A 22,494-nucleotide genomic window follows, 5' to 3' on the forward strand; every position below is an offset into this window, starting at 1 on the left:
CGGGCCCGTCCAAAGTCCCGAAATTGTCATCTGCGTGAGTAGCCGGAACGAATGCTTGAACGAACACTGATGTTACCCCGCGGTAGGGCCACCGTGTCCGCTTGAACCGGCCGCCACCCTCGGCCGCCTGCCACCGCGGTGCCCGCAGTACCCGTACCCACAGCTCCTGTACCTGCAGCTCCTGTACCCACAGCACGCCGTACGAGCCAGCCCAGCGCTTCATCCCCGGAAGCCCGGCACACCCTCATGCGTATCCCCCTGCGCATCCCACCCACAGCCGCCGAGTTGGAGCACCCCTATGCCCCAGCGCTCGTCCGCACTGGCCCCCGGCCAGGAGGACTCCCCTCCCGTCCCCGCTCACGCACGCACCGGCAGCGTCACCGACCCGCTCGCCCCCGCCCCGCACACCGCGTCCTCCGGGGCGCCCGTGCCGCGTCGGATCACCTTCCTCGCCCGCCGCGACCTGGCCAACCGGGCCGCCGGCGGATCGGAACTGCTCATCGACCGGATAGCCGACGGTCTGACCGCCGACGGCCACGATGTCACGCTCGTGTGCGGAGGCCCGGCCGCCGCACGCGACTACCGGGTGGTCTCCGCGGGAGGCGACGCGAGTCACTTCCTGCACGCCAGGTCGACCGTCGCCCGCGAGGTCGGCACGTGCGACCTGCTGGTCGAAGTCTGCAACGGCATGCCGTACCTGGCACCGCTGTGGCACCGCGGACCCACGTTGTGCCTGGTCAACCACGTACACACCGATCTCTGGCAGATGCGTTACCCGGGCCCGGCGGCACGGCTCGGACGCAGACTGGAGCACTGGGCACTGGCCGGCACCCATCGCGACAACCTGATGGTGGCCGTCTCCGAGTCGACCGCCGCCGAGCTGCGCGCCATCGGCGTGGCACCGGACCGCATCCGGATCGTCAACAACGGCGTCGAAGAACCCGCCCCCCTGCTGCCCGAGGCGAAGGAACCGCTGTTCCTGGCCGTCGGCCGACTCGTGGAGTACAAGCGAGTCGACCTGCTCCTACGGCTCTGGGAGCGGGTGCGCCCCATCACCGGCGGCAGGCTCGTCATCGTGGGGGACGGCCCCGAACGGGAGCGCCTCGAAGCCATGGCCGGCCCCTCCGTGACGTTCGCCGGCCGGGTGTCGGAAGCCGAGAAACACCGGCTGATGTGCGAGGCGTGGCTGCTGCTGCACCCCTCCCTCGTCGAGGGCTGGGGCCTGGTCGTCACCGAGGCGGCCGCGCGGGGCACCCCCGCGATCGGATTCGACATACCCGGCCTGCGCGACTCCATCGAGGACGGGGAGACCGGGGTGCTCGCCCGCGGCGAGAGTTCGTTCGCCGCCGCGTGGTGTGCCCTGTCCCTCAGTGCCGAGCGGCGCGCGGCCATGGGGCGTGCCACGGTGCTGCGTGCCAAGCGCTTCCGATGGAGCGCGACGGTCCGTCAGTTCCGGGCGGTCGCGGCCGAGGCCGTGGCCCGCACCGCGTCCCCCGGACACGGCAGGAGCGTCCATGGCTGAGACCACCGAACGCGAGCCCGGAGCTCCACCGGCCGACGAGACCGCGCACGGCCGAAAGGACCCGTCGGCGGGCACCCCCGAACAAGGCTTCAAAGACCCGTCGTTGAGGCGGTCGGCCGCGCTCTTCCGAGCGTTCATGCGCGAACCCAGCGACCCCGAGCGGTGCTACACCCTGCTCGCACGTGACTCGGTCGCCCAGGTGGCACGCCATGTCGACCTGGCCGGCAAGATCGTCGTCGACGTCGGCGGCGGCAGCGGCCACTTCACCGAGGAGTTCCGCCGCCGGGGCGCACAGAGCTACCTCTTCGAGCCCGACCCGCGGGAGCTGAACGCCCGCGGCCGTACGACCGAGGACGCGGTCCTCGCCGACGGATACCTGCTGCCGCTCGCCGACGGCGTCGCGGACGTGTGCTTCTCGTCCAACGTGCTCGAGCACGTGTCGGATCCGCAGACGTTCATCAGCGAGATGGCGCGGGTCACCCGACCCGGCGGACTGATCTACCTGTCGTTCACCAACTGGCTCTCGCCCTGGGGAGGTCACGAGACCGCGCCGTGGCACTACCTCGGAGCGGAGCGGGCCCGCGCGCGCTACGAACGCCGCACCGGCCGCGCGGCCAAGCACACGCTCGGGGAGAACCTCTTCCCCGTCCACATCGGCTCCACCCTGCGGCACGTCCGCGGTCGCGACGACGTGCGGGTCGTGACAGCGCGGTCACGCTACTGGCCGTTCCTCGCGAGCACGATCACCCGGGTGCCGGGACTCCGCGAGATCGCCACCTGGAATCTGCTGCTGATTCTCAGGCGAAGCCCATGAGCATGCGAAGCGAGGAACGGTCATGACCACTACGGTCCAGGCGCCCACCCGGGTGCCGCAGCCCGGCCCCACGCCGACGGAGGCGTCCGGCGAACCACGCGGACGCCGCCTGCTGTTCGGCTTCTGGGCCCTCGTCCTGGTGGCGTTCCTCTCGGTGTCACCGGGGAAGACGACGTTCGAGACCAAACTCGGCGTCGCCCTCGACCCCTGGCGCTTCCTCGGCGACCTCGGGTCGCTGTGGAACGGGAACGTCGGCCTCGGCGGCATAGCGAACCAGTACGTCGGCTACGCCTTCCCCGCACTCCCCTACTACGGCCTCATGGACCTGCTGCAGGTGCCGGTCTGGCTGGCCCAACGGCTCTGGCTCTCGGTCATCGTGACCGCCGCCTTCTGGGGCGCGCTCCGGCTCGCCGAGCGGCTGCGCGTGGGGACGCCCTCGTCCCGGGTCCTCGGCGCCGTCGCCTACGCGCTGTGGCCCACCTTCACGATCGTCATCGGCTCCACCTCCGCCGCCGCGCTGCCGGGTGCCCTGCTGCCCTGGGTGCTGCTGCCGCTGACCTCCGCGGCGTACAGCCCCCGGAAGGCCGCCGCACGGTCGGCCCTTCTGATCCCCTTCATGGGCGGCGTGAACGCCGCCTCGACTCTGGCCGCGCTGCTGCCCGTGGGCCTGTACCTCCTCAGCCGCCCGCCCGGCCGGCGCCGGCGCGCGCTGCTCGGATGGTGGATTCCGGGCGTCGCGCTCGCCACCGTGTGGTGGGTGGTGCCGCTGCTCCTGCTCGGCGCGTACGGCGAGAACTTCATGCCGTACGTCGAGCAGGCCGACACCACCACCGCCACCATGTCCGCGACCGAGCTGCTCCGCGGCGCCGGCAACTGGGTCGCCTATCTGAACTTCGGTGAGGCGTGGCTGCCCGCCGGCTGGACCGTCGCGACCTCCGTCGTCACCGTCCTCGGCTCGGCGTTCGCCGCGGCACTCGGCCTCGCCGGCCTGGCGCGGCGGGACCTCCCGGAGCGCCGCTGGCTGGTCCTGACCGTCCTGGCCGTCGCCCTCATCACGCTCGCCGGGTACGGCGGATCCTTCGGCGGTCCCTTCCACGGCGCCGTCCAGGACTGGCTGAACGGGCCGCTGAAGCCGTTCCGCAACATCTACAAGTTCCAGCCGGGACTGGCCCTGGCGCTCGTCCTCGGCCTCGCTCATCTGGCAGCCGTGCTGCCCGAGAGCAGAGGCTCTCACGCACTCCGCGGCCGCCGCTGGGTGACCGCCACCGCGGCCGTGCTCGTACTGCCCGGTCTGGTGCTCCCGTACGTCAACGGCTCGATCCTCCAGCCCGGGGCGTTCACCAAGCTGCCCACCCACTGGGAGAAGGCCGCCGGCTGGCTCAAGGACAACGCCCGGGACAGCAGGGCCCTGGTCGTCCCCGCGACGGCGCACGGCATCTACACCTGGGGCTCCCCCATCGACCAGCCGTTCGACGTGCTGGCCGAGACCCCCTGGGCACAGCGTGACTTCGTCCCCTTCGGCACCCCCGGAGCACGCCGTATGACGGACGCCGTCGAGCAGGCGCTGCTGTCCGGCGCCGAGGTCCCGGGCCTCCGGGCGTACCTTGCCCGGGCCGGCATGCACGAGGTGGTCGTCCGCAACGACCTCGACCCCGACCAGATCGGCTACGTCCCCCCGCAGACGGTGAAGCGGACCCTGGAGTCGTCCGGCTACCGCAAGGTCACCGGATTCGGCCCGCTGGTGACCGGCGGACGCATCGCCGCCGGCACCCCGCTGCAGGTGCAGGGGCTCTACCCCCGGCTCCAGGCCGTGGAGATCTACCAGCCGCGGGACGCCGGGCGGCCCGGCAGAGTCGGTGTCTCGGCCGTGGCCGACACGGCCGTGGTCAGTGGCGGACCCGAGGCGCTGCTCCAGCTGTCCGCCGATCCCTCGATGACCGGCCGTCCGGCCGTACTGGCCGGGGACACGCTTCCCAAGGGCGTCGTCGCACCGGTGAAGGCGGTCGCGGACGGGCTGCGCCGGGCCGACACCCGGTTCGGCCTGGTCAACAACAACACCTCGTACACCTACACCGCGGACGAGCGCAATCACTCCGGCAGCCTGCAGAACCCGGGCGAGAGCCCGAAGCAGATCCTGCCGTCGGAGGGCGCCGGTCACCAGACGACGGCGGTGCTGCGCGGCGCACGGGCCGTGACGGCCTCCAGCAGCGGCAACTGGCTGTTCCACCTGCCGCAGTACGACCCGGTGAACGCCTTCGACGGGAACCCGGACACCGCGTGGGCCGAGGGCAGCCCGGGCGAGCCGGTCGGACAGTGGCTCCGGGTGGACTTCTCCCGGCCGACCGACCTCCCGGCCTCCCTCCGGCTGACGCCCCTGCCGGGCGACGCGATGCGCGCGGCGCCCACCCAGGTGCGGATCGAGACCGACCGCGGTTCGGCCGACAGCCCCCTGCGGACGGACGGCCTGCCGCAGACCGTCAGGGCTCCCGCCGGCGAGGCCTCCTGGATGAAGATCACCGTCCTCGCCGCGCAGCAGGCGCGCCCGGGGCTCTCCGGCGTCGGATTCTCCGAGGTGTCGATCCCGGACGTGCAGGTGACGCGTCTGCTGGAGCTGCCCGCCGACGCGGAGAACACCGACGCGGAGGCGACCGTGTACTCCCTGCACCGCGGTACCGACGCGGGCGGCCTGTCGCCCGCCTCCGCCGAGGTGGGACTGCACCGGCGGTTCAGCACCGAGGAGCCGGGCGAGTACCGGGTGTCCGCGCGAGCCGTCGCCGTGCCCGGCGGCGCGCTGGACGAACTGCTCGACCGTGCGGCCCCCGGATCGAAGAACCGGCTGACGGCCGCCGTGGACTCCACCGGCCGCAACGGCACGTCATTCGGTGCCCGCAACCTGGTCGACGGCGATCTGACGACCGCCTGGATCGCCGGCGACCGGCCGGTCGTCCATCTGAGCTGGCCCGCGATGAAGAGGATCGACGAGATCGTCCTCGCGCCGGCGGGCGGGGTGTCCACCCGGCCCGAGCAGGTGATGATCAGCTCCCCGCACGGCGCCGCGGTGGCCGACGTGGACGAGAACGGGCGGGTCCGCTTCCCGGCGATCGAGACGAACCGGCTCGACATCTCCCTCACCAGGGTCGCGCCGCTCACCGTTCACAACCCGGTGGCGAACGCGCAGTTGCAACTGCCCGTCGGGCTGAGCGAGGTGCACGTTCCCGCGCTGGCCGATCTGCGGGTGCCGCGGCCGAAGCCGTCCGCCCGCTTCTCACTGCCGTGCGGTGAGGGCCCGGACCTCGCCGTGGGCGGTGTCCTGCACAAGACGAAGGCCTCCGGGCTCGTCCGGGACCTCACCGAGCGACGCCCCGTCACCGTGACCCTCTGCGCGGGCGAGGAGAGGGACGGCACCCTGGAGCTTCCGTCCGGCGATCACGAGGTGGAGGCGGATGACGCGGGCCCGCTGGCGATCACCGACGTCACACTGACCCGCGGCACCCCGCGGGCCATGGACGGAGCGGCGGGCCGTGAGGCCACCGTCACCAGGTGGTCCGACGACAGCCGGACCGTCTCGCTGTCGGCGGGTACGGGCGAGGCCGTCTACCTGCGGACCCACGAGAACGCCAACGACGGCTGGAAGGCCACCCTGGACGGCACGGCCCTCGAGCCGGTGCGCCTCGACGGCTGGCAGCAGGCCTGGGTGATCCCGGCCGGTGCCTCCGGCACGGTGACCATGGAGTTCGAGCCCTCCGGTTCGTACCGGACAGCCCTGGTCGGCGGTGCGCTCGCGCTCGTCGCCCTGGCCGCCCTGGCCTTCGTGGGTCGTCGGCGCGACGACGGTGGCACCGACGACAAGCTGCCCGAACCGGCGGCCTCGGGGATGCTCCTCGGAACGCTGGTGCTGACCGCGGTCGTCGCGGTGGCGGCGGGGCCCCTTGCCCTGGTCGTGCCCGTGCTCGCCGTGGCGGCGCGGTTCCGGCCGGATGTGCTGGTGCGGACCGCGGCGGTGGCGATGGGCGGCGCCGGCGTCGTCGCGGCCCTGAGCGCCGGGGATCCGGTCGCCGACGGGACCGGCGCGTTCAGCGGCCTGGCGCAGGTGCTCACGCTGGTGGCCCTGTCTGCCGCGCTGGTGACGGCCGTACGGCCGACGGCAGCCGCCGGGCACGGGGACGACGACGGGCACGGAGGCGACGACGGAGGGGCAGACGGCCACGGGCATGAGGACGACGGCGGGTCCGCCGCGCCGGAGGCCGGACCGGTGGTCACGGCCAGGCCGCGAAGCACCGGCCACGGGCACCGGCCGGAGCAGCCCCTCCGGCGGCCGGAGGGCGGTGGCCCCTCGTGACCGATCCGTGCACCGCGGCCGGGCGGGGGACCGCCGCCGAGAAGGCGACCGCCGCCGGGAGAGGGGCCGCCCCTGAGAAGGCGACCGCCGCCGGGAGAGGGGCCGCCGCCCCTCCCGGCAGGGTCCGGATTCCCTTTCCGACCGTCGACGAGGTGTCGCGGCACTGCCTCAGCGACGACGAACCGGAGAGCGTGCACATCGAGGTCCACCTGCCCGGCAGACTGGACCCGGTACGGCTGCGGGCCGCGTTCCAGCAGGCCCTCCTCACCCACCCCCGGGTGCTGGCACGCGAAGTGCCCGGACGTGGGCACCGGCGGTCCTTCGCGTGGGAGCTGACCGGTCGACCGGACGGCGATCCGGTGGGTTTCGCGGGGCCGGGACCCGACGCCTTGGCGCGGGCACGGGTCCGCGCCCTGACGGAATGCCCACCGCTCACCCTGGTGCCGCCGATGCGCCTGGAAGTCGTCCAAGTGGAACAGAGCGGGACCGTACTGCTGCTGACGTTGCATCACACCGCTCTCGACGCCCCGTCGGGGCTGCGGGTGCTCGCCACGACCGCCGAACAGTACGGCGGCACGGCAGCCCTGTCGGTTCCCGGTCGGGTCCGGCCGCAGCGCTCGGGGCCGGCTCCCAGCGGGTCCGGTGCCACCGGCCGCACCGTACGGGCGCGGCCCGTACGGGTCGCGCCGGACTCCCGCCCCGGGCCGGTACGCGCGCGTGCCGTGGGCAACGGCATGGTCCAGGCGGACCTGCCCGTTCCGCGGCGCGCGCCACGAAACGGAGGCCTCCCGCCCTGGACCGTCAACGACCAGCTCCTCGTCGCCACCTCACTGATGGTGGGGCGCTGGAACGTCTCTCGGGGCCGGCCGGCCGGTCCCGTACGGCTCACGATGCCCGTGGACGACCGTCCGCGCGGCACGGACATGCCGATGGGCAACGGAACCCGGCTCGTCGAGGTGGCCATGACCTCCGAGGACCCGCGCGACACGGAGCTGCTGCTCGGTGAGCGGCCGGACCCGGAGGCCGTCGCCCGGCTGCTGCGCACCACCGCACGGCGCACCCGCGCGCTGAAGTCGGCCGACGGCGCCCCCATGGGCGCGGGGGCGGGCCTGCTGACCGCACCGCTGCTGCCGGTCGGCGTCCGGGGCGTGCTCACCCGTGGCGCACGGCGGGCGGCGGCGCCCTGGACGTCGACGGCGCTGGTCACCAACATCGGACGCGTGCCGTACGCGCTGGACTTCGGCGACGCGGGACGGGCGACGGCCGTGTGGTTCTCCGCACCGGCGCGGATGCCGCGGGGACTCAGCGTGGCGGCCGCCTCCACCGACGGGCGACTGCATGTGACGTTGCGCTGGTCGCGGGCGCTGCTCGGTGACGCGGCGGGCGCGGAACTGGCGGGCCTGTTCGCGGAGTCGCTGTCGGCGACCTCCCTCCCCCGGACCGGGGACGACACCCCGCGTCCGGACACGACACCGGTGGGAACCCGCTCCACCCCGGACAACCACAAGAGGCCGTCATGACCACCTCAGCCAACGTCGCGGCAGCCACCGACTCGGCGGTGGCCGAGCCGGAAGCAGCCGACTCGGAAGCCGCGTCTCAAGTAGCCGGGCCGGAAGCCGCGTCGGACGTAGCCGAGTCGGAGGAAGCCGGTAAGTCGTCCGCCACGGAGGCGACTTCGCCGGCCCCGCGCGCCCCCGGGCTCCGCGACTTCTACGAGAACCCCACCGTTCCCGTCGCCTCCGGGGAGGCCCGGACCCTGCGACAGGCCCGGATGCTGGCCGACGCGCTCGGCTCCGTGGGACCCGGCCGCCCGGCCGCGACCGTGCTCGACGTGGGCTGCGGGGACGGTTCGGCGGGCGCGATCGCGGCCCGCGTACTCGGCGGGCACCGCGTCGTGGGGATCGACTGGTCGCAGGACGCCCTGCGCCGGGCGGCCCCGCGCCTGAGCCAGGTGGTCCGCGGCGAACTGACCGGCTGCGGGCTGCCGTTCGCCTCCGGAAGTGCCGACGCCGTCCTGTTCAGCGAGGTCGTCGAGCACCTTGTCGACCCCGACAGCGCCCTCGACGAACTGCGCAGGGTCCTGCGCCCCGGCGGGCATCTCATGCTCTCCACACCGAACCTCGGCGCCTGGTACAACCGCGCTCTGCTGCTCGCCGGAGTCCAGCCGGTGTTCTCCGAGGTGAGTCTGCGGGGCATCCACGGCAGACCGGGCAGCGAGGTCGTGGGCCATCTGCGGCTGTACACGGCACGCGCGTTGCGCGCGTTCGTGGCCGCTTCCGGGTTCGAGGTGGTGAAGCTCGCCGGCGCGCCGTTCCACGGAGTCCCGCGCCCGCTCCGGCCGCTGGACCGGCTGGCCTGCGGGGCGCCGTCGCTCGCGTCCATCCTCCTCGTGCATGCGAGAAAGGTGTAGACCGTGGTGTGGGGTGTGGCCGCCGCGCTGGTGGCGAACGTCCTGTACAGCACCGGCTTCGTCCTGGAGAAGCGGGCGCTGGCCGGCATGCCGCCGTTGAGCGCCGCACGGCCGGGCCGGGCCCTCCTGCTGCTGGCCGGCCGGCCCTTGTGGATCTGCGGGGCCGTGGCGCTCGCCCTGGGCTTCGCCGCGCAGCTGGCCGTCTACCGCACCCTGCCGATCGCCGCCGCCCAGGGCCTGTTCCTGTCCGGTCTCGTCCTCCTGCTCGTGCTCTCGTCGCTGGTGCTCGGCGAGCGGCCCTCCGGCCGCGAGCGGCGTGCGGTCGCCGTCATCGGTCTGGCGCTCGTGATGGTGGTGGCCTCGCTGTACGAGACCAGCGAGGAGATCAGTCGTACCGCTCCCACCGGAATCCTGCTGGCCCTGTGCCTGCCGACCCTCGCGGCCGGCCTCGTGCTCTACACGGCCGCGGAGCGGCGCGCCCGCCGGCGGCATCGGCAGCCGACCACCGGAGTGGCCTACGCGGTCGCCGTCGGCCTGATCTACGGCGTCAGCTCGCTCGCGATCAAGGGCGTCTCCGGGCATCTGGACACCGAGGACCTCATGGGCTCCGTGCCCGCCGTGCTGGCCTCCCCGTACCCGTACCTCCTGCTGTCGACAGGCGTCAGCGGACTGGTGCTGTCGCAGACCGCCCTGCAGCGCTGCCGGGCGTCGCTGATCGTCCCGGTGTGCTCGACGGTGAGCTGCGTGTTCTCCATCGTGAGCGGCACGATCGCGTTCGACGAGCCGCTGCCCGAAGACCCGTTGCGGCTGTTACTGCGTCTCGGCGGCACCGTACTGGCACTGACGGTCCTGCTCACCCTGCCGAGACACGAGACGCACACCCCCACTCCCGAAGGAACCCGGTCATGAAGCCCGACAGCCCCCTGCTGAAGATCCTCGCCTGCCCGCTCGACAAAGGGCCGCTGATCCTGGACGAGATCGGGGGCGCGCTCTACAACCCGCGCCTGCGCCGGAGCTACCCGATCGTCGACGGCATCCCGCAGCTGCTGCCCTCCTCCGGCGTGACCACCGCCGCCGAGGAACCCGCCGCCGGGAGCGACCACGGGGTGTGAGGTTCCCGGGGCGCGATGCGCGCACCGGTCGCGGCGGCCCTTCACGCCGCGGCCTCGATGCCGAGTTCGGCCGGCAGACCGCGGATGCGGCGTTCGATCTCGTCGCGGATCGGCCGGACCGCGGCGACGCCCTGTCCGGCGGGGTCCTCCAGCTTCCGGTCCAGGTACCGCTTGCCGGGGAAGTAGGGGCAGGCGTCGCCGCAGCCCATGGTGATCACGACGTCCGAGGCCTGCACCGCCTCGGTGGTGAGGACCTTCGGCGTCTCGGCCGAGATGTCGATGCCCGACTCCTTCGAACAGCACGGACGGGGCGGCGGAGGTGCTCATCGGGACAGGACGCATTCTTCGGCGGAACGGGCGGCGGGCTGCTGCCCGCCGAAGGGGTCGGCGGCCTCGTCCTCGCCCGCGGCGGCCGGGCGGCCGAAGCAGACGGCGACCAGGCCGAGACCGGCAAGGGCGCCGATCAGCTGGGCCGCGAGGAAGGGCGGCACGGAGGTGGGGGCGATACCGGCGAAGGTGTCGGTGAACGCCCGGCCGATCGTGACGGCCGGGTCGGCGAAGGACGTGGAGGAGGTGAACCAGTACGCCGCGCCGATGCAGGAGGCGACCAGCAGCGGCGCCAGGTGCGCGCGGCCGGCGCGGGCCAGGCCGAAGACGAGCCAGACCAGCCCGGCGGTGGCCACGACCTCCGACGCGTGCTGCGGAACCACCGCCTGCTGCACCTCTGAGGAGCGGGCCGCGGACCCGGCGAAGGCCCCGGCCGAGGCCAGGGCCGCAGCAGGATGCGCCTGCGGAAGCTGACCTGGGCGCTCCTCATCTCCACCCCGCCGGCCGCAGGACCTCGGGAGCGTCTGCCGGAGCTGTCCCGGGTGGTGGTCAATGGGGGGCAGGAGCCGGTCATTTCCGCGGCAGGGTTCCCGCTCGCTCCGCCCGTCGGTGCCCGGCCGACATCGCGTCGCGCGGCGGGCGCTCAGCGCCTCGTCTCGTACCTGGTCAGGATCACTCCGCAGGGAAGCGTCCTCGTCTCCACCAGGTTCAGGTTCACCCAGCTGTCCAGCGCGGTGAAGAACGGCGTGCCGCCGCCCACCAGGACCGGCGCGGTGGCCAGCACGTACTCGTCGATCAGCCCGGCCCGCATGGCCGCCCCGGCGAGCGTCGCGCCGCCGATGTCCATCGGGCCGCCGTCATCGGCCTTGAGCCGGGTGATCTCGGCGACCGCGTCGCCGGTGACCAGGCGGGAGTTCCAGTCGACCTTGTCGATCGTCGAGGAGAACACCACCTTCGACATGTCCCGCCAGCGGCGCGCGAACTCGACCTCCGCCGGGGTGGCGTCGGGCTGCTGGTCGCCGGTGGGCCAGTAGGAGCTCATCGTCTGCCACAGCTTGCGCCCGTACAGCGTCAGCTCGGTCGCCTGCAACTGGTCCGACCAGAACTGGAACATCTCGTCGCTCGGCACGCTCCAGCCGATGTCGTCGCCGGGCGCGGCGATGTAGCCGTCCAGGCTCAGGTTCATGCCGTAGATCAGTTTCCGCATGGTGCCAGCCTTCCGTGAGTCGGTCTCGCGGGTACAGACCGGCGCGCCGCGGGAAACGCATCGGTGCGCGATCTCATGCTCGTACGGGGCCGGCTCGCGTCCGGTCGATCCCGGAGGCGCGCGATGGCCACGTCAGAGGACGAGGGCGATCTTGCCGCCCGGGTGCCCGGTGGCCACCAGGGCCATCGCGTCGGGGCCTGCTCGAAGGGGAACGTCCGGCTGACCGGCACCTCCAGGCCGCACGCGGCGGCCAGCTCGACCAGACGCCGGCGCGCGGCAGAGCGGTAGGCGGCGCTGTCGGGCATGTTGCCCGCGATGAACGCCAGCGGCCGGGTGACCGCGCGTGGGAAAGCGGCGATCGTCAGGAAGCGGTCCGTCCGCCGAGCAGTTCGACGGAGGTGTCGACGGCCTCGTCCGTGCCGGCGCAGTCCACCGCGGCGGTGATCCCCTCGGGGGCCAGCGCGCGCACCCGGTCGGCCGGGCCGTCGCCGTAGGCGACGTGCTCGGCGCCGAAGCGGGCCAGGAGTGCGGCGTTCTCCTCGGACGCCGTGCCGATCACGGTGGCACCCGGCCTGCTGGAGGAGACTGACCCCGACCGCACCGGAGGCGCCGTGGACGAGGACGACGCCCCCCGGGTCCCGCGCCGATGACGTGCAGGGCCTCTGCGGCTGTCGTGCCCGCCGCCGACGGATCGGCGGCGGCCGGGAAGTCGAGATCCTCCGGCTTGTGGACGAGCGCTTCGCCGGGCACGGTCAGCTCCTCGGCGCACGCACCCTGCAGCGGGCGGTAGACGATCACCTCGTCCCCGACGACCACAGGTCCCGACTCCGCCCGCGCCCCCTCACCGACAGCGGTGACGACGCCCGCGGCCTCCTGCCCGACCGACGACACCGAATCGTCCCCGCACCTGCCCGGAAGGGGTGCACATGACCGCCGCAACAACCTCCACGACCCCGCCCTGTCCCCTCTAGCGGATCGTCACCGCCAGTCTCATCGGCACCATCATCGGGCGGTACGACAACTCATCCCGGCGCGCAGCCCCACCGACGAGCTCATGCACGGAGGCGGTGAGACGTCGAGCCGTCGATGACCGGGCCCGCACCGAACGGACACGGACAGAGTCGTCCGGCGGGGAAGACGCTCAGGCGAGGGCGTTCACCGCGAGGGCGAAGGCGCGAGGAAGCCGAGCGGCGGTCGGCACGATCTTGTCGGCCAGTCGAGGGCGTTGCCGAGCTCGCAACAGACAGTCGGTCAGAAGCCGGTGCCGGAGGGTCGCCTGCTTCCATGCGCCCTCGTACGCGCCGGGTGAGCCACGACGCAGCTGATCGACGAGTACCCTGGCACCGGCGAGAGCCAGTGAGACGCCCTCGCCGGTCAGCGCGTCGATGTAGCCGGCGGCATCACCCACCAGCAGGACCCGCCCTCGGACGCGCGACCGGACCCTCTGGCGGAGGGGACCCGCACCACGCACGGCGCCGACCGCGGCCTGGCGGGGCAGAGCCGCCGCGAGTTCGGGGAAGCCGGCCAGCTGCTCGTCGAACGGCGCACGCAGTGAGGTCAGGAGTGCGACGCCCAGGAGCTGCGACCCGAGTGGAGTCACGTACGCCTCGCCGTGGAGACCCCAATGGACCTCGACGTACGAGGAAGGCGAGGCCACGGCGTAATGCCGGCGCAGCCCGTAGCGCGGGACCCCCACGCCGGGCATGCCGAGCCCCAGCGAACGTCGCACCGGCGAGTGCAGTCCGTCCGCGGCGACGAGCCACCTGGCGCGCACACCCGTGGCACTGTCGGAGACGCCCGCGGCGTCCTGACGCACGTCCCTCACACGTACCGGCAGGACAGGGACTCCGGCGGCGACGACGGCCGCGTGCAGGGCGGCGTGCAGGACGGTGCGCCTCACCCCGAGGCCGGGGCCTTGCCGGAACTCCGCCTGGGCGTGGTGAGGGCCCTGCCGGTAGCGGATGCCGACGATCGGCCGGCCTGGCACCTCCAGTCCCAGCGCGCGCAGTTCCCTGACGGCCCCAGGCATCAGCCCCTCTCCGCATGCCTTGTCGACGGGCAGGCCCCGCGGCTCCGCCAGGACGACGTCCAACCCCGCCCGCACCGCGTACAGCGCGGTGGCCAGCCCCGCGGGGCCGCCGCCCGCGATCAGCAGATCGTGCGTGCGGCTCACGCCACGCTCACCCGCCCCAGGGCGGTGTTCTCACACCGGATGCGGACGGCGAGCAGCGCCGCGTTGGCCACGGTGAAGACGGCCGCGGTCAGCCACGCGGAGTGCACCAGAGGCAGCGCCGCGATCTCGGCCACGACAGCGACGTAGTTCGGGTGGCGCGCGAAGCGGTACGGACCGGCCCGCACGAGCCGGGCGCCGGGGACCACGATGACGCGCGTGTTCCAGTACGGGCCCAGGGTCGTGACGCACCACCAGCGCAGCGCCTGGGCCAGGACGACGACGGTCACCATGGTCCAGCCGAGTACGGGCAGGAACGGCCGGTGGGCCAGCCAGGCCTCGGTCAGACAGCTCGCGAGCAGAGCCGTGTGCAGGGCCACCATGACCGGGTAGTGACCGCTGCCGTACTCGACCCCGAGACGGGCCAGGGTCCAGGCCGCGTTGCGTCTCGCCACGGCGAGTTCGACGAGGCGTTCCGCGGCGACGGCCGCCAGGAGGAGCGTGTACCAGAGCATGATCCGTGATTCCTCACCAGCGCAGGAGGACGAACTCGACACAGAAGCCGGGGCCCATGGCCATCATCAGGCCCCACGAGCCCGGCGAGGGAGGGGCGTTGGTGGTGACGTCCTCCAGGATCCGCAGTACCGAGGCGGAGGACATGTTCCCTGACACGGCCAGGGCCCGGTGGGCCGATTCGAGGGCACCGTCGGGAAGGTCCAGGGCGTGTGCCACCGCCGTGAGGATCCGCGGTCCCCCGGGGTGGCAGATCCAGGTCCCGATGTCGTCCGGATCCAGGCCGTGGACGGCCAGGAAGCCCCGGAGGTCGGGACCGATCCGGGCTCCCACGACATCGGGGATGGCGGCGTCCACCACCGGTCGGAAACCTCCGGCACCGATCGTCCAGCCCAGCAGGTGCTCGGTGTCCGGGTAGAGGAGACTGCGGGTGGCCACCACCGCCGGGCGACCGGACCGGTGGTCGGCGGCCCGCGCGGCATGCGCGACGACCGCCGCCGCACCATCGCCGAACAGGGCGCCGGCGACGAGGTTGGCCGGCGAGTCGTCACGCTGCTGCAGGGTGAGTGAGCACAGTTCCACGCTGAGCAGCGCGGCCACCTCGCCCTGGTGGCCGCGCAGATAGTCGTGGATCCGGGCCAGACCGGCCGCTCCCGCCACGCAGCCGAGCCCGAACACGGGAATCCGCTTCACATCCGGCCGCATGCCCATGCGCGAGGCGAGCCGGGCGTCCAGCGACGGAGCGGCGATACCGGTGATGGAGGTGCACACCACCAGATCCACGTCCGGGGGCGTCAGCCCGGCGGCTTCGAGCGCAGAGGTCAGGGCTCGTTCCCCGAGTTCCAGACCGGCGGCCATCCAGGCCGCGTTCGTCTGGCCGAAGTCCTCCAGGGCCGCGTACTGGTCGAGCGGCAGGGCGAGATGACGGGTCCGCACCCCGGCGGCCCCGTGCAGTCGGCGCAGCACCGTCCGGTCCGCTCCGGGGGCCAGACAGAGGTCGCCGATCAGCTCGGTGAGTTCGTCCTGGGCGTACCGATGCTCCGGCAGGGCCGTACGGACGGCGGCGACGACGGTCTGCCACCCGTCGGGATCGGGCCGCACATCGCCGGCGCCGCCGGCCTGCGCGCCCGGAGGCGTGACGGGGGCGAGCCGGTCGACTGTGGGGACACGCATTCCGGGATGTCTCCTCACGACCGACGGCGCGATTACCTTTCTCCCGTGTCTCTATACCTCCCTGGTCTTCCGGTGCGAGCGACACACCGGCTCGCGACGCTGCTCCACTCGTGCCACCCGGAGCCGACGCTTGCGGTGACGGTGTTCGTCACCGCTCTGGCCGCCACGTCGGGGCGGGGACCGGGGGATGTCGTGGCGCTCGGAGCGGCGGTGCTCGCCGGTCAGCTCTCGATCGGATGGTGCAACGACGCGGTGGACGCGGGCCGGGACACCGCCAGCGGCCGGCGCGACAAACCGATCGCGACCGGGGCGATGCGCCCACGGACGGCCGCCATGGCCGCCGTAGTGGCGCTCGTCGCCTGTGTGCCGCTCTCCTTGCTCAGCGGCGTTGCCGCCGCGGCTGTCCACCTCACGGGTGTGATCGCCGGCGGGTGGGCGTACAACCTGGCCCTGAAGAGAACTCCGATCTCCCCCGTGCCGTACGCCGTCGGGTTCGCGTCCCTGCCCGCGTTCGTGACGCTCGGCCCGCCGACGCACACCTGGCCTGCCTGGTGGGCCGTGGTCACGAGTGCCCTCCTCGGTGTCGGCGCCCACTGGGTGAACGCGCTGCCGGACATCGCGGACGATCTCGCGACGGGCGTTCGTGGTCTGCCTCAACGCCTCGGCCCAGTGGCCTGTCGCCGGCTCTCACTGGTCACGATGCTGGCCGCGGTCGCGATCGTCACCGTGTGCCCGCCCGGGACGGCAGGTGCACCAGGCTGGATGTGTGCGACGGCAGCGGGATGCATCGCGGCCATCGGTACTCTCCCGAGGTGGCGCGAGGGTAGCCGATGGCCGTTCCGGGCGGCGATCGCGGTTGCGGGGCTGGCCGTCGCGCAGCTCCTGGCGCGGGGTTCTGTCGTCGCCTGAGGCCGGAGCGCAGATCGATGTTCTGGACCCGGCAGGACGCGGTGGACGCGGGAGGGCACAGGATCGGGCTTTCGGAGGCCGTCTCGGTGGGCACCAGCACCGACGAGCCGGCCATGGCCACGGTTCAGAGGGGCCGATCCGCCGCTCGTTCCCGACAGTCCGATCACGCGGGTCTGGGGGCCGTCGGGAAACACCGTGCAACCCCGTCGCTGGGTCGTCGAAAGGAGCCCTCGGCCGGCTCGTGCACCACTGCCGCCTGGCCCACGACTACGGGGCCCACCCACACAGACCGGCCCGCTGGACCTGCCCTCACCTCAGATGGTGACGACATGAAAACTGATCACGCTCCCCATCGGCACCTGCCTGATCGAGCCCGGCATGAACCGGTTCCACCGGCTCATGGCCCAGCGCGCCGAACGGCGAATCACACCGTCACAAGTCCTTTTCCCGCCGCCCGACACAGGCGGCACGGCGCATGATCAAAAGCCGGTGGTCCATGCCACCCTGCTCGGACACGAAGTAGCTTGGAGCCGGAGGTACACCGCCCATGGCGGCGAACAACAACCCCACCGTCACAGGGCGACGACTGGGAACGGAGCTGCGTCGGCTCCGCAAGGACAGCGGCCTGACCGGCGCGCAGGTGGCGGCGCGACTGCTGATCTCCCAGGCCAAGGTCAGTCACATGGAGACCGGCCGTCGTGCCGTCAGCCCCCGCGACGTGCGCGACCTCTGCCGGCTCTACGGCGTTGCCGACCGGCATGTCGTCGACAGCCTGACAGCGCTGGCGAGGGAATCGAGCCGGAAGGGCTGGTGGCGCGCTTACGGCGACATCCCCCACAGCGTCTATCTCGACCTGGAGGCGGCCGCCGCGTCCATCCTCGCGTACGGCTCCATGGTGATTCCCGGCCTGCTGCAGACCCCCTCCTATGCTGCCTCGATCCTCGACGAAACGATCCCTCTGCCTACGGTCGGCCAGGCGGCCGCGCAGCTGAGGGTGCGGCTTCGCCGTCAGCACCGGATCTACGATCTGGACCGCCGGTTGCACCTTCGGGTCGTCCTGGACGAATCAGCCCTGCGACGTGTCGTCGGCAGCCGGGAGATCATGCGCGAGCAACTGGAGCACCTGCACGCCCTCAGCACCGAGCCACACATCACCGTGCAAGTCCTTCCTCACAGCGCGGGCGCTCACCCAGGCCTGTCAGGACAGTTCTCCGTACTGGAGTTCCCCGACAGCCGCGAGACAGTGGTGTACCTGAAGAGGTTCACCAGCGGCCTCTGCCTGGACAAGCCGTCCGACGTGCAGCAGTACAGCGTGACGCACGCCCATCTGCGCGCCCGGGCCCTCACCCCGAGGCACAGCCGCCACCTCATCACCGACGCCATCAAGGTCTACACGTCATGAACTTCTGAGGGCGACGCCACCAGTCCGCGACGACGACCACCACGCCACCAGGCGGAATCAGAGGCAACGCGCTTCGGCACGCATCCACTCGCAGCAGTGCGCGCCACGCCCACTCTGCGGGATTCCTGATTTAACCCGGCCGGCCGTACATCCGCGTTCACATCAAGGCCGACTTTATGGACGGATGTACGGAGCCAGTTCGTGCGTGCCGACCGAGCCCCACTCATCCAGTGACGATCGGGCTCACCGAAGGCAAAAGGCTGCATATTTTCATCCCGCCCCGCAAATTTGAATGTGCTTATATTAATCCCCCCCTCCCTGCACTTACTCGGCGTTGGCGCGTGGATTTTCCTGCGTAATATGCGGCGACAGCTAGAAGGCATCCCGGGCGATCGATAGGGCCCGGTACGCCATGGCCCCCCCACAGAAATTGGCCTCTTGATGAAGCTGCACATCCATCGAAGGACTCAGCGCCGTCTTCTGTCAGGCGGATTGGCTTCGGCTCTCGCCGCAACGCTTGCCGGCGTCATGGTCGCCGTGACGTCGACACAGGCACTGGCCATCGCAACACCCGTACCTCTGGGCACAACAGCCAGCTACTCCGTTCTGGCAGGTCAGGGAGTCACCAACACCGGCAACTCGGTGCTCGACCACGACCTCGGGACGCACCCGAACGGGTCCATCACCGGATTCCCGCCCGGCCTCGTGCTCGGCGCGGTGCATCCCGCGGACGCCCAGGCCCTCCAGGCCAAGAGCGATCTGGTCGTGGCGTACAACCAAGCGGCCGGCCAACTGACGGGCCAGGCGCCTGACTTCCCGCTCGCCGCGGGAATCGGCGGGGGCCAGGAGCTGCTTCCTGGCGTCCACCGGGCCACCTCTGGTGTCGGGCTCACCGGCGATCTGATCCTGAACGCCGGCGGAAACCCCAACGCGGTCTGGGTGTTCCAGATCCCTGAAGCCCTGACGACGGCGTCCAGCAGCCGGATCCTGCTCACGAACGGCGCTTCGCCGTGCAACGTGTACTGGCAGATCGGGAGTTCGGCGACCCTCGGCACCACCTCCACCTTCGTCGGCACCATCATGGCTCTGACCTCCATCTTCGTGAACCAGGGGGCGAGCATCGAGGGCCGGGCCCTGGCCCGTAACGGCGCGGTGACGCTCAACAACAACAGGATCTTCCTCGGCGGGTGCGCCACCGGTGGAACGACGACCGGCACGACGACCGGCACGACCACCGGAACGACCACCGGAACGACCACCGGCACCACGACCGGCGCCACGACCGGGGTGACGACGGGCACGACACTGGGGCTGATCGGCGGCAGTCTGATCGGTGGACCGAGCGTCGGCCTCGTGAGCGGCGGCACCTCGGGGAACATCTCCGGCAACACGTCCGGGAACACCGCGGGCAACACCGCGGGCAACACCACGGGCGGGAACACCTCGGGCATCACCGCCGGGAACACGACCGGCGGGGCCGTCACCGGCGGGCACGGCGGCAAGCCGGACCACGGCGGACCGCACCACGGCGGACCGCACCACGGCGGGCCGGACCACGGCGGGCCGGAGCAGGGCGGGCCGGACCACGGCGGGCCGGACCACGGGGACCACGAGGGACCCGGTAAGCCGGGTCACGGCCACGACGGCCACGGCGAGCAGCCGGACGGGCACTTCGGCTACGGCAACAAGCCCGCGGGCCACAAGGGCTAGGCAGCAGCCTGTACGAAACCCGTTCATCAGATGACGGCGCGCGGCGGAGTCCTCACCGAATCCGCCGTGCGCCGTGCGCCGTCGGTGAGAGTCGCGGCGGCCTCAGGCGCGATCAACACATACGAGAAAGCCAGGGTGGGCGGTGTCGAGCGGAATTGAATCAGCGGCCGTGAAGGAACATCAGCAGTACGATTCCGATCCGGCCTCCCCGCCACGTCATGACGAAGCGGGCGCGCCGGACAAATCGCCGACGAGTGCCCGGGCCCTGAAGGCGGGGCTGTACACCGCCGTAACCCTCTGTCTGATGACGACCCTGGTCCACGTCGTCATGGTGTTCCTGCACGTGGCTCCCCCCAACCCCGTGTCGAAGCGGTACAGCACACAGGTCAATGGTTGGGTCTACCCCCTCTTCGAACAGAATTGGCGGCTCTTCGCCCCGGACCCCGACTCCTTCAACCGGCAAGTCCTGGCGAGAACCGCGCACACCGATTCCGACGGATCGGTACGGGTGAGCCCCTGGTTCGATCTCGCCGCCGTGGACAATTCTGCGGTCGAGCACAGTCCCTTTCCGAGCCACACGACCCAGAACCTTGTGCGCCGCGCCTGGAGCTCCTACGTCGAAACCCATGGAGGCAGCGACACGGCACGCTCGGACCGGGCCGTGATGCTGCAGAAGTATCTGAGCAACATCGCCGCGGACCGCGTCGCCGCCCACAACGACGGCGGCACCTTCGAATTCATTCAGCTCCGGGTCATCACGCTGCCCATCGCGCCGCCCGGCACACCCGTCGACAGCCTCCCGCCGACGCCCACCGAGAACCGACTCCTGCCCTGGTGGAAGGTGACCCCCCGTGGGAACTGAGCAGACTCCCTACTCCCCCCCGCCGGCCGCCGCACCACATCGCCCCGTGGACCGGGAGACATCGCTCGTCACCACCGTCCACCGATGGCTTCTCGACCGGGTCGGCGCTCTGTGGGCACTTCTCACCGCCCGGCCGCTGTCGCTGTACGCCGCCTCGGTCCTGCGTATCGGATATGGGCTGCTCTACCTGATCTTCCTGCTCCGCGAGTTCCCGTACCGTGACGAGATCTGGGGCCCCGGCTCCCCCTGGACACCCGCACTGGCAGCACAGCTCTTCGATCAGACGGGCTGGAACAGCATCCTGCTCATCTCCGAGAGCCGTGCGTACTTCGAACTCTGCTACGTGATGGCCCTCGTCACGGCCACGCTGTTCACGCTGGGTTGGCGGACCCGCGTCATGTCCGTCCTCTTCGCTGTCGTGGTGATCTCGTTCCACGCGAGAGCGATCTTCATGACGGACGGGGGCGACAACCTGGTCCTGCTGATGGTGCTGTATCTCGTTCTCACCGCATGCGGTCGGCGATGGTCCCTGGACGCACGCCGAGACCGGCTCAGGAAGGCTCGCGCGGCCCACGCACCGCAACCGGTGAAGAGTTTCCACGCGCAGCAACTCAAGGAAGCCCGCGTCACCTTGACCACGGTGGTGCACAACTGCGGCATGTTCGTCATCGCCGCACAGGTCTGCTTCCTCTACGGGTCGGCCGGCCTGTACAAGGTCCAGGGGGCCACCTGGGGCGGCGGCACCGCTCTCCACTACGCGCTCAACCTCGAACTGTTCCAGCCCTGGCCCGCGCTCTCCCAACTCGTGAACGAGTTCCCGATGGTGATCGCGATGGTCGGCTACCTGACGGTCCTCGTGCAGGTCGCCTTCCCGTTCGTGCTCTTCGGCAGGCTCAAGTATCCCGTTCTGACCGTACTGCTCGGCATGCACATGGGTATCGCCGTGCTCATGGGGCTGCCCCTCTTCTCCGGCGCGATGATCATCGCGGACGCCGTGTTCCTCCCCGACCGCTTCTACACCTTCCTGCCTCTCCTGTGGCGGCGTGCGGCACAGCACATCGGAATGCGGTCCGAACGCCGCCAGACGGCAGGATCGGGATCCGTACCCGCACAGGCGAGACCAGAGGTACCCGCCTCGGACCACCCTCGGGCCGTTCGGGGCGGACAGACCGCTCCTCCGTAGGCCGGTTACCGGTCTGAATGGTCAAGTTCGACGCACCATTCGACGCACCTTCCCGGCCCCGATACCAGCAGCAGCAGCCCAGGCAACGGAGGTCCGGTGTCCCGGCCAACCGGAAGCCGCCTTTGCCCGAAGGGCGATGCTGAAGGGCCCGCAGCCTCTGTGTCAGCAGGACCACTCCGTTGCCCACGGCACCCCCGCCGAACGCGTCGGCGGCCTGGTCGAAGCCCCCAGCCCACCACGGTCTGGAGGTAGTCCGGCAGCCAGGTGGGTTTGACGCTCATCACCCCATAGGCGGCGAACGCGCCCAGTGCCGCCGTGATGAAAGCACCGGAGAGAAAGACGGCGCGCAGCGGTACGTCCGCAGCACCCGAGCTCCCCTCCGTAGAACCCGCGTCACGTCCCACCGGCGGGGCCAACGACACCTCCTCGCCCGTGACCTCCACGACCCTCCACACCACCGCCCACAGCAGGCCCGCGAGCCCGGCCGCCCCGAACGCCCAGCGCCGGCCGAAGTGGGCCTTCAGTCAGCACGAAACCAGCACCGTGACCGGCACGCCACTCCTGAAAAGTGCGCTACCAGGGCGACTTGGACGACCGCTTTCGCTACCCGTTCAGACCCCTCAGCCAGCCGTGCCCAGCAGCCATGACTGCTGGGCGCACTCGACGGACCCGAACTATGGTGTTCCACCACATACGCCCCTGACCTGCCACTTCCTACGGTATGGCGACACCGAATCGTCCCCCCGCTTGCCTGGAAGTGGTGCACATGGCCGCCGCAACACCGCACCGAACCAGCACGGGAAAATGCCGTGCTGATCGCGGGTACGAAGGCGAGCTGGTC

The 22,494-nt window shown here is 71.5% G+C and carries 18 protein-coding genes and 1 pseudogene; 12 read left to right on the plus strand and 7 right to left on the minus strand.

Annotated elements, in window-relative coordinates; translation table 11 throughout:
- The first annotated feature begins 298 nt into the window (after positions 1-298).
- The 7 genes from IF00_RS0119640 to IF00_RS0119670 all read left to right on the plus strand — a co-directional run bounded on the left by IF00_RS0119640 (position 299) and on the right by IF00_RS0119670 (position 10,197).
- Complete coding sequence (locus IF00_RS0119640) at positions 299-1,522, plus strand: glycosyltransferase family 4 protein (protein WP_030319760.1); 1,224 nt, start codon at positions 299-301, stop codon at positions 1,520-1,522.
- A gap of 136 nt (positions 1,523-1,658) precedes the next feature.
- A complete protein-coding gene (locus IF00_RS0119645; RefSeq protein WP_051820492.1) occupies positions 1,659-2,336 on the plus strand; it encodes a class I SAM-dependent methyltransferase in 678 nt (225 codons plus the stop codon).
- A 22-nt stretch (positions 2,337-2,358) separates the two neighbouring features.
- Positions 2,359-6,675 (plus strand): alpha-(1->3)-arabinofuranosyltransferase domain-containing protein, encoded by a 4,317-nt coding sequence (locus tag IF00_RS0119650; protein WP_030319764.1) that lies wholly within the window; start codon positions 2,359-2,361, stop codon positions 6,673-6,675.
- Positions 6,676-6,827: 152 nt separating this feature from the next.
- Positions 6,828-8,195, plus strand: coding sequence for a condensation protein (locus IF00_RS0119655; RefSeq protein WP_245234583.1), 1,368 nt, complete (start codon positions 6,828-6,830; stop codon positions 8,193-8,195).
- Positions 8,192-9,085: a class I SAM-dependent methyltransferase gene (locus IF00_RS0119660; protein ID WP_078944767.1), complete on the plus strand. Its 894-nt coding sequence runs from the start codon at positions 8,192-8,194 to the stop codon at positions 9,083-9,085. Before IF00_RS0119655 ends, IF00_RS0119660 begins: the two co-directional genes overlap by 4 nt.
- Positions 9,086-9,088: 3 nt before the next feature.
- Positions 9,089-9,994 carry a DMT family transporter gene (locus IF00_RS0119665; protein WP_030319770.1) on the plus strand — a complete coding sequence of 302 codons (906 nt, stop codon included), beginning with the start codon at positions 9,089-9,091 and terminating at the stop codon, positions 9,992-9,994.
- Positions 9,991-10,197 (plus strand): Trm112 family protein, encoded by a 207-nt coding sequence (locus IF00_RS0119670; protein ID WP_030319772.1) that lies wholly within the window; start codon positions 9,991-9,993, stop codon positions 10,195-10,197. The genes IF00_RS0119665 and IF00_RS0119670 overlap by 4 nt, the downstream gene beginning before the upstream one ends.
- A 41-nt stretch (positions 10,198-10,238) precedes the next feature.
- On the opposite strand, the pseudogene IF00_RS0119675 reads toward IF00_RS0119670, so the two are convergent.
- The 7 genes and pseudogenes from IF00_RS0119675 to IF00_RS0119705 form a co-directional block, all read right to left on the minus strand.
- Positions 10,239-10,487: pseudogene (locus tag IF00_RS0119675) on the minus strand (arsenate reductase/protein-tyrosine-phosphatase family protein); the annotation flags it as partial.
- Positions 10,488-10,520: 33 nt separating this feature from the next.
- Positions 10,521-10,907, minus strand: coding sequence for a hypothetical protein (locus IF00_RS0119680; RefSeq protein WP_425338335.1), 387 nt, complete (start codon positions 10,905-10,907; stop codon positions 10,521-10,523).
- A 260-nt stretch (positions 10,908-11,167) separates the two neighbouring features.
- On the minus strand, positions 11,168-11,731 hold the full coding sequence (locus IF00_RS0119685; RefSeq protein WP_030319778.1) for a dihydrofolate reductase family protein: 564 nt from the start codon (positions 11,729-11,731) through the stop codon (positions 11,168-11,170).
- A 361-nt stretch (positions 11,732-12,092) separates the two neighbouring features.
- Entirely contained in the window at positions 12,093-12,290 is a 198-nt protein-coding gene (locus IF00_RS45725; RefSeq protein ID WP_051820457.1) for a zinc-binding dehydrogenase, read from the minus strand.
- 582 nt (positions 12,291-12,872) lie between these two features.
- Entirely contained in the window at positions 12,873-13,904 is a 1,032-nt protein-coding gene (locus tag IF00_RS0119695) for an NAD(P)/FAD-dependent oxidoreductase (protein ID WP_030319780.1), read from the minus strand.
- A complete protein-coding gene (locus tag IF00_RS0119700; RefSeq protein ID WP_030319781.1) occupies positions 13,901-14,416 on the minus strand; it encodes an isoprenylcysteine carboxyl methyltransferase family protein in 516 nt (171 codons plus the stop codon). Before IF00_RS0119700 ends, IF00_RS0119695 begins: the two co-directional genes overlap by 4 nt.
- A 13-nt stretch (positions 14,417-14,429) precedes the next feature.
- Positions 14,430-15,587 (minus strand): type III polyketide synthase, encoded by a 1,158-nt coding sequence (locus IF00_RS0119705; RefSeq protein ID WP_078944770.1) that lies wholly within the window; start codon positions 15,585-15,587, stop codon positions 14,430-14,432.
- A gap of 6 nt (positions 15,588-15,593) precedes the next feature.
- Between IF00_RS0119705 and IF00_RS0119710 the strand changes: the two genes are divergently transcribed.
- The 5 genes from IF00_RS0119710 to IF00_RS0119735 all read left to right on the plus strand — a co-directional run bounded on the left by IF00_RS0119710 (position 15,594) and on the right by IF00_RS0119735 (position 21,653).
- Entirely contained in the window at positions 15,594-16,496 is a 903-nt protein-coding gene (locus tag IF00_RS0119710) for a UbiA family prenyltransferase (protein WP_030319785.1), read from the plus strand.
- A gap of 547 nt (positions 16,497-17,043) precedes the next feature.
- On the plus strand, positions 17,044-17,898 hold the full coding sequence (locus tag IF00_RS0119720; protein WP_030319786.1) for a helix-turn-helix domain-containing protein: 855 nt from the start codon (positions 17,044-17,046) through the stop codon (positions 17,896-17,898).
- Between the two features lie 441 nt (positions 17,899-18,339).
- The gene (locus IF00_RS0119725; RefSeq protein WP_030319788.1) at positions 18,340-19,608 is read left to right on the plus strand and encodes an ice-binding family protein; all 1,269 of its coding nucleotides are present in this window, start codon (positions 18,340-18,342) and stop codon (positions 19,606-19,608) included.
- Positions 19,609-19,912: 304 nt separating this feature from the next.
- Positions 19,913-20,470 carry a DUF5819 family protein gene (locus IF00_RS0119730; protein WP_078944779.1) on the plus strand — a complete coding sequence of 186 codons (558 nt, stop codon included), beginning with the start codon at positions 19,913-19,915 and terminating at the stop codon, positions 20,468-20,470.
- On the plus strand, positions 20,460-21,653 hold the full coding sequence (locus tag IF00_RS0119735) for an HTTM domain-containing protein (RefSeq protein WP_037638555.1): 1,194 nt from the start codon (positions 20,460-20,462) through the stop codon (positions 21,651-21,653). Before IF00_RS0119730 ends, IF00_RS0119735 begins: the two co-directional genes overlap by 11 nt.
- Positions 21,654-22,494: the final 841 nt, after the last annotated feature.

Origin of the sequence: Streptomyces flavochromogenes (genome assembly GCF_000717595.1) — a bacterium.
GTDB lineage: Bacteria > Actinomycetota > Actinomycetes > Streptomycetales > Streptomycetaceae > Streptomyces > Streptomyces flavochromogenes.

What these genes read in the sequence shown, in the direction of transcription:
- IF00_RS0119640 (WP_030319760.1), top strand. Translation starts at nt 299, where the DNA reads ATGCCCCAGCGCTCGTCCGCACTGGCCCCCGGCCAGGAGGACTCCCCT.
- IF00_RS0119645 (WP_051820492.1), top strand. Translation starts at nt 1,659, where the DNA reads ATGCGCGAACCCAGCGACCCCGAGCGGTGCTACACCCTGCTCGCACGT.
- IF00_RS0119650 (WP_030319764.1), top strand. Translation starts at nt 2,359, where the DNA reads ATGACCACTACGGTCCAGGCGCCCACCCGGGTGCCGCAGCCCGGCCCC.
- IF00_RS0119660 (WP_078944767.1), top strand. Translation starts at nt 8,192, where the DNA reads ATGACCACCTCAGCCAACGTCGCGGCAGCCACCGACTCGGCGGTGGCC.
- IF00_RS0119670 (WP_030319772.1), top strand. Translation starts at nt 9,991, where the DNA reads ATGAAGCCCGACAGCCCCCTGCTGAAGATCCTCGCCTGCCCGCTCGAC.
- IF00_RS0119685 (WP_030319778.1), bottom strand. Translation starts at nt 11,731, where the DNA reads ATGCGGAAACTGATCTACGGCATGAACCTGAGCCTGGACGGCTACATC.
- IF00_RS0119700 (WP_030319781.1), bottom strand. Translation starts at nt 14,416, where the DNA reads ATGCTCTGGTACACGCTCCTCCTGGCGGCCGTCGCCGCGGAACGCCTC.
- IF00_RS0119705 (WP_078944770.1), bottom strand. Translation starts at nt 15,587, where the DNA reads ATGCGTGTCCCCACAGTCGACCGGCTCGCCCCCGTCACGCCTCCGGGC.
- IF00_RS0119710 (WP_030319785.1), top strand. Translation starts at nt 15,594, where the DNA reads ATGTCTCCTCACGACCGACGGCGCGATTACCTTTCTCCCGTGTCTCTA.
- IF00_RS0119720 (WP_030319786.1), top strand. Translation starts at nt 17,044, where the DNA reads ATGGCGGCGAACAACAACCCCACCGTCACAGGGCGACGACTGGGAACG.
- IF00_RS0119725 (WP_030319788.1), top strand. Translation starts at nt 18,340, where the DNA reads ATGAAGCTGCACATCCATCGAAGGACTCAGCGCCGTCTTCTGTCAGGC.
- IF00_RS0119730 (WP_078944779.1), top strand. Translation starts at nt 19,913, where the DNA reads ATGACGACCCTGGTCCACGTCGTCATGGTGTTCCTGCACGTGGCTCCC.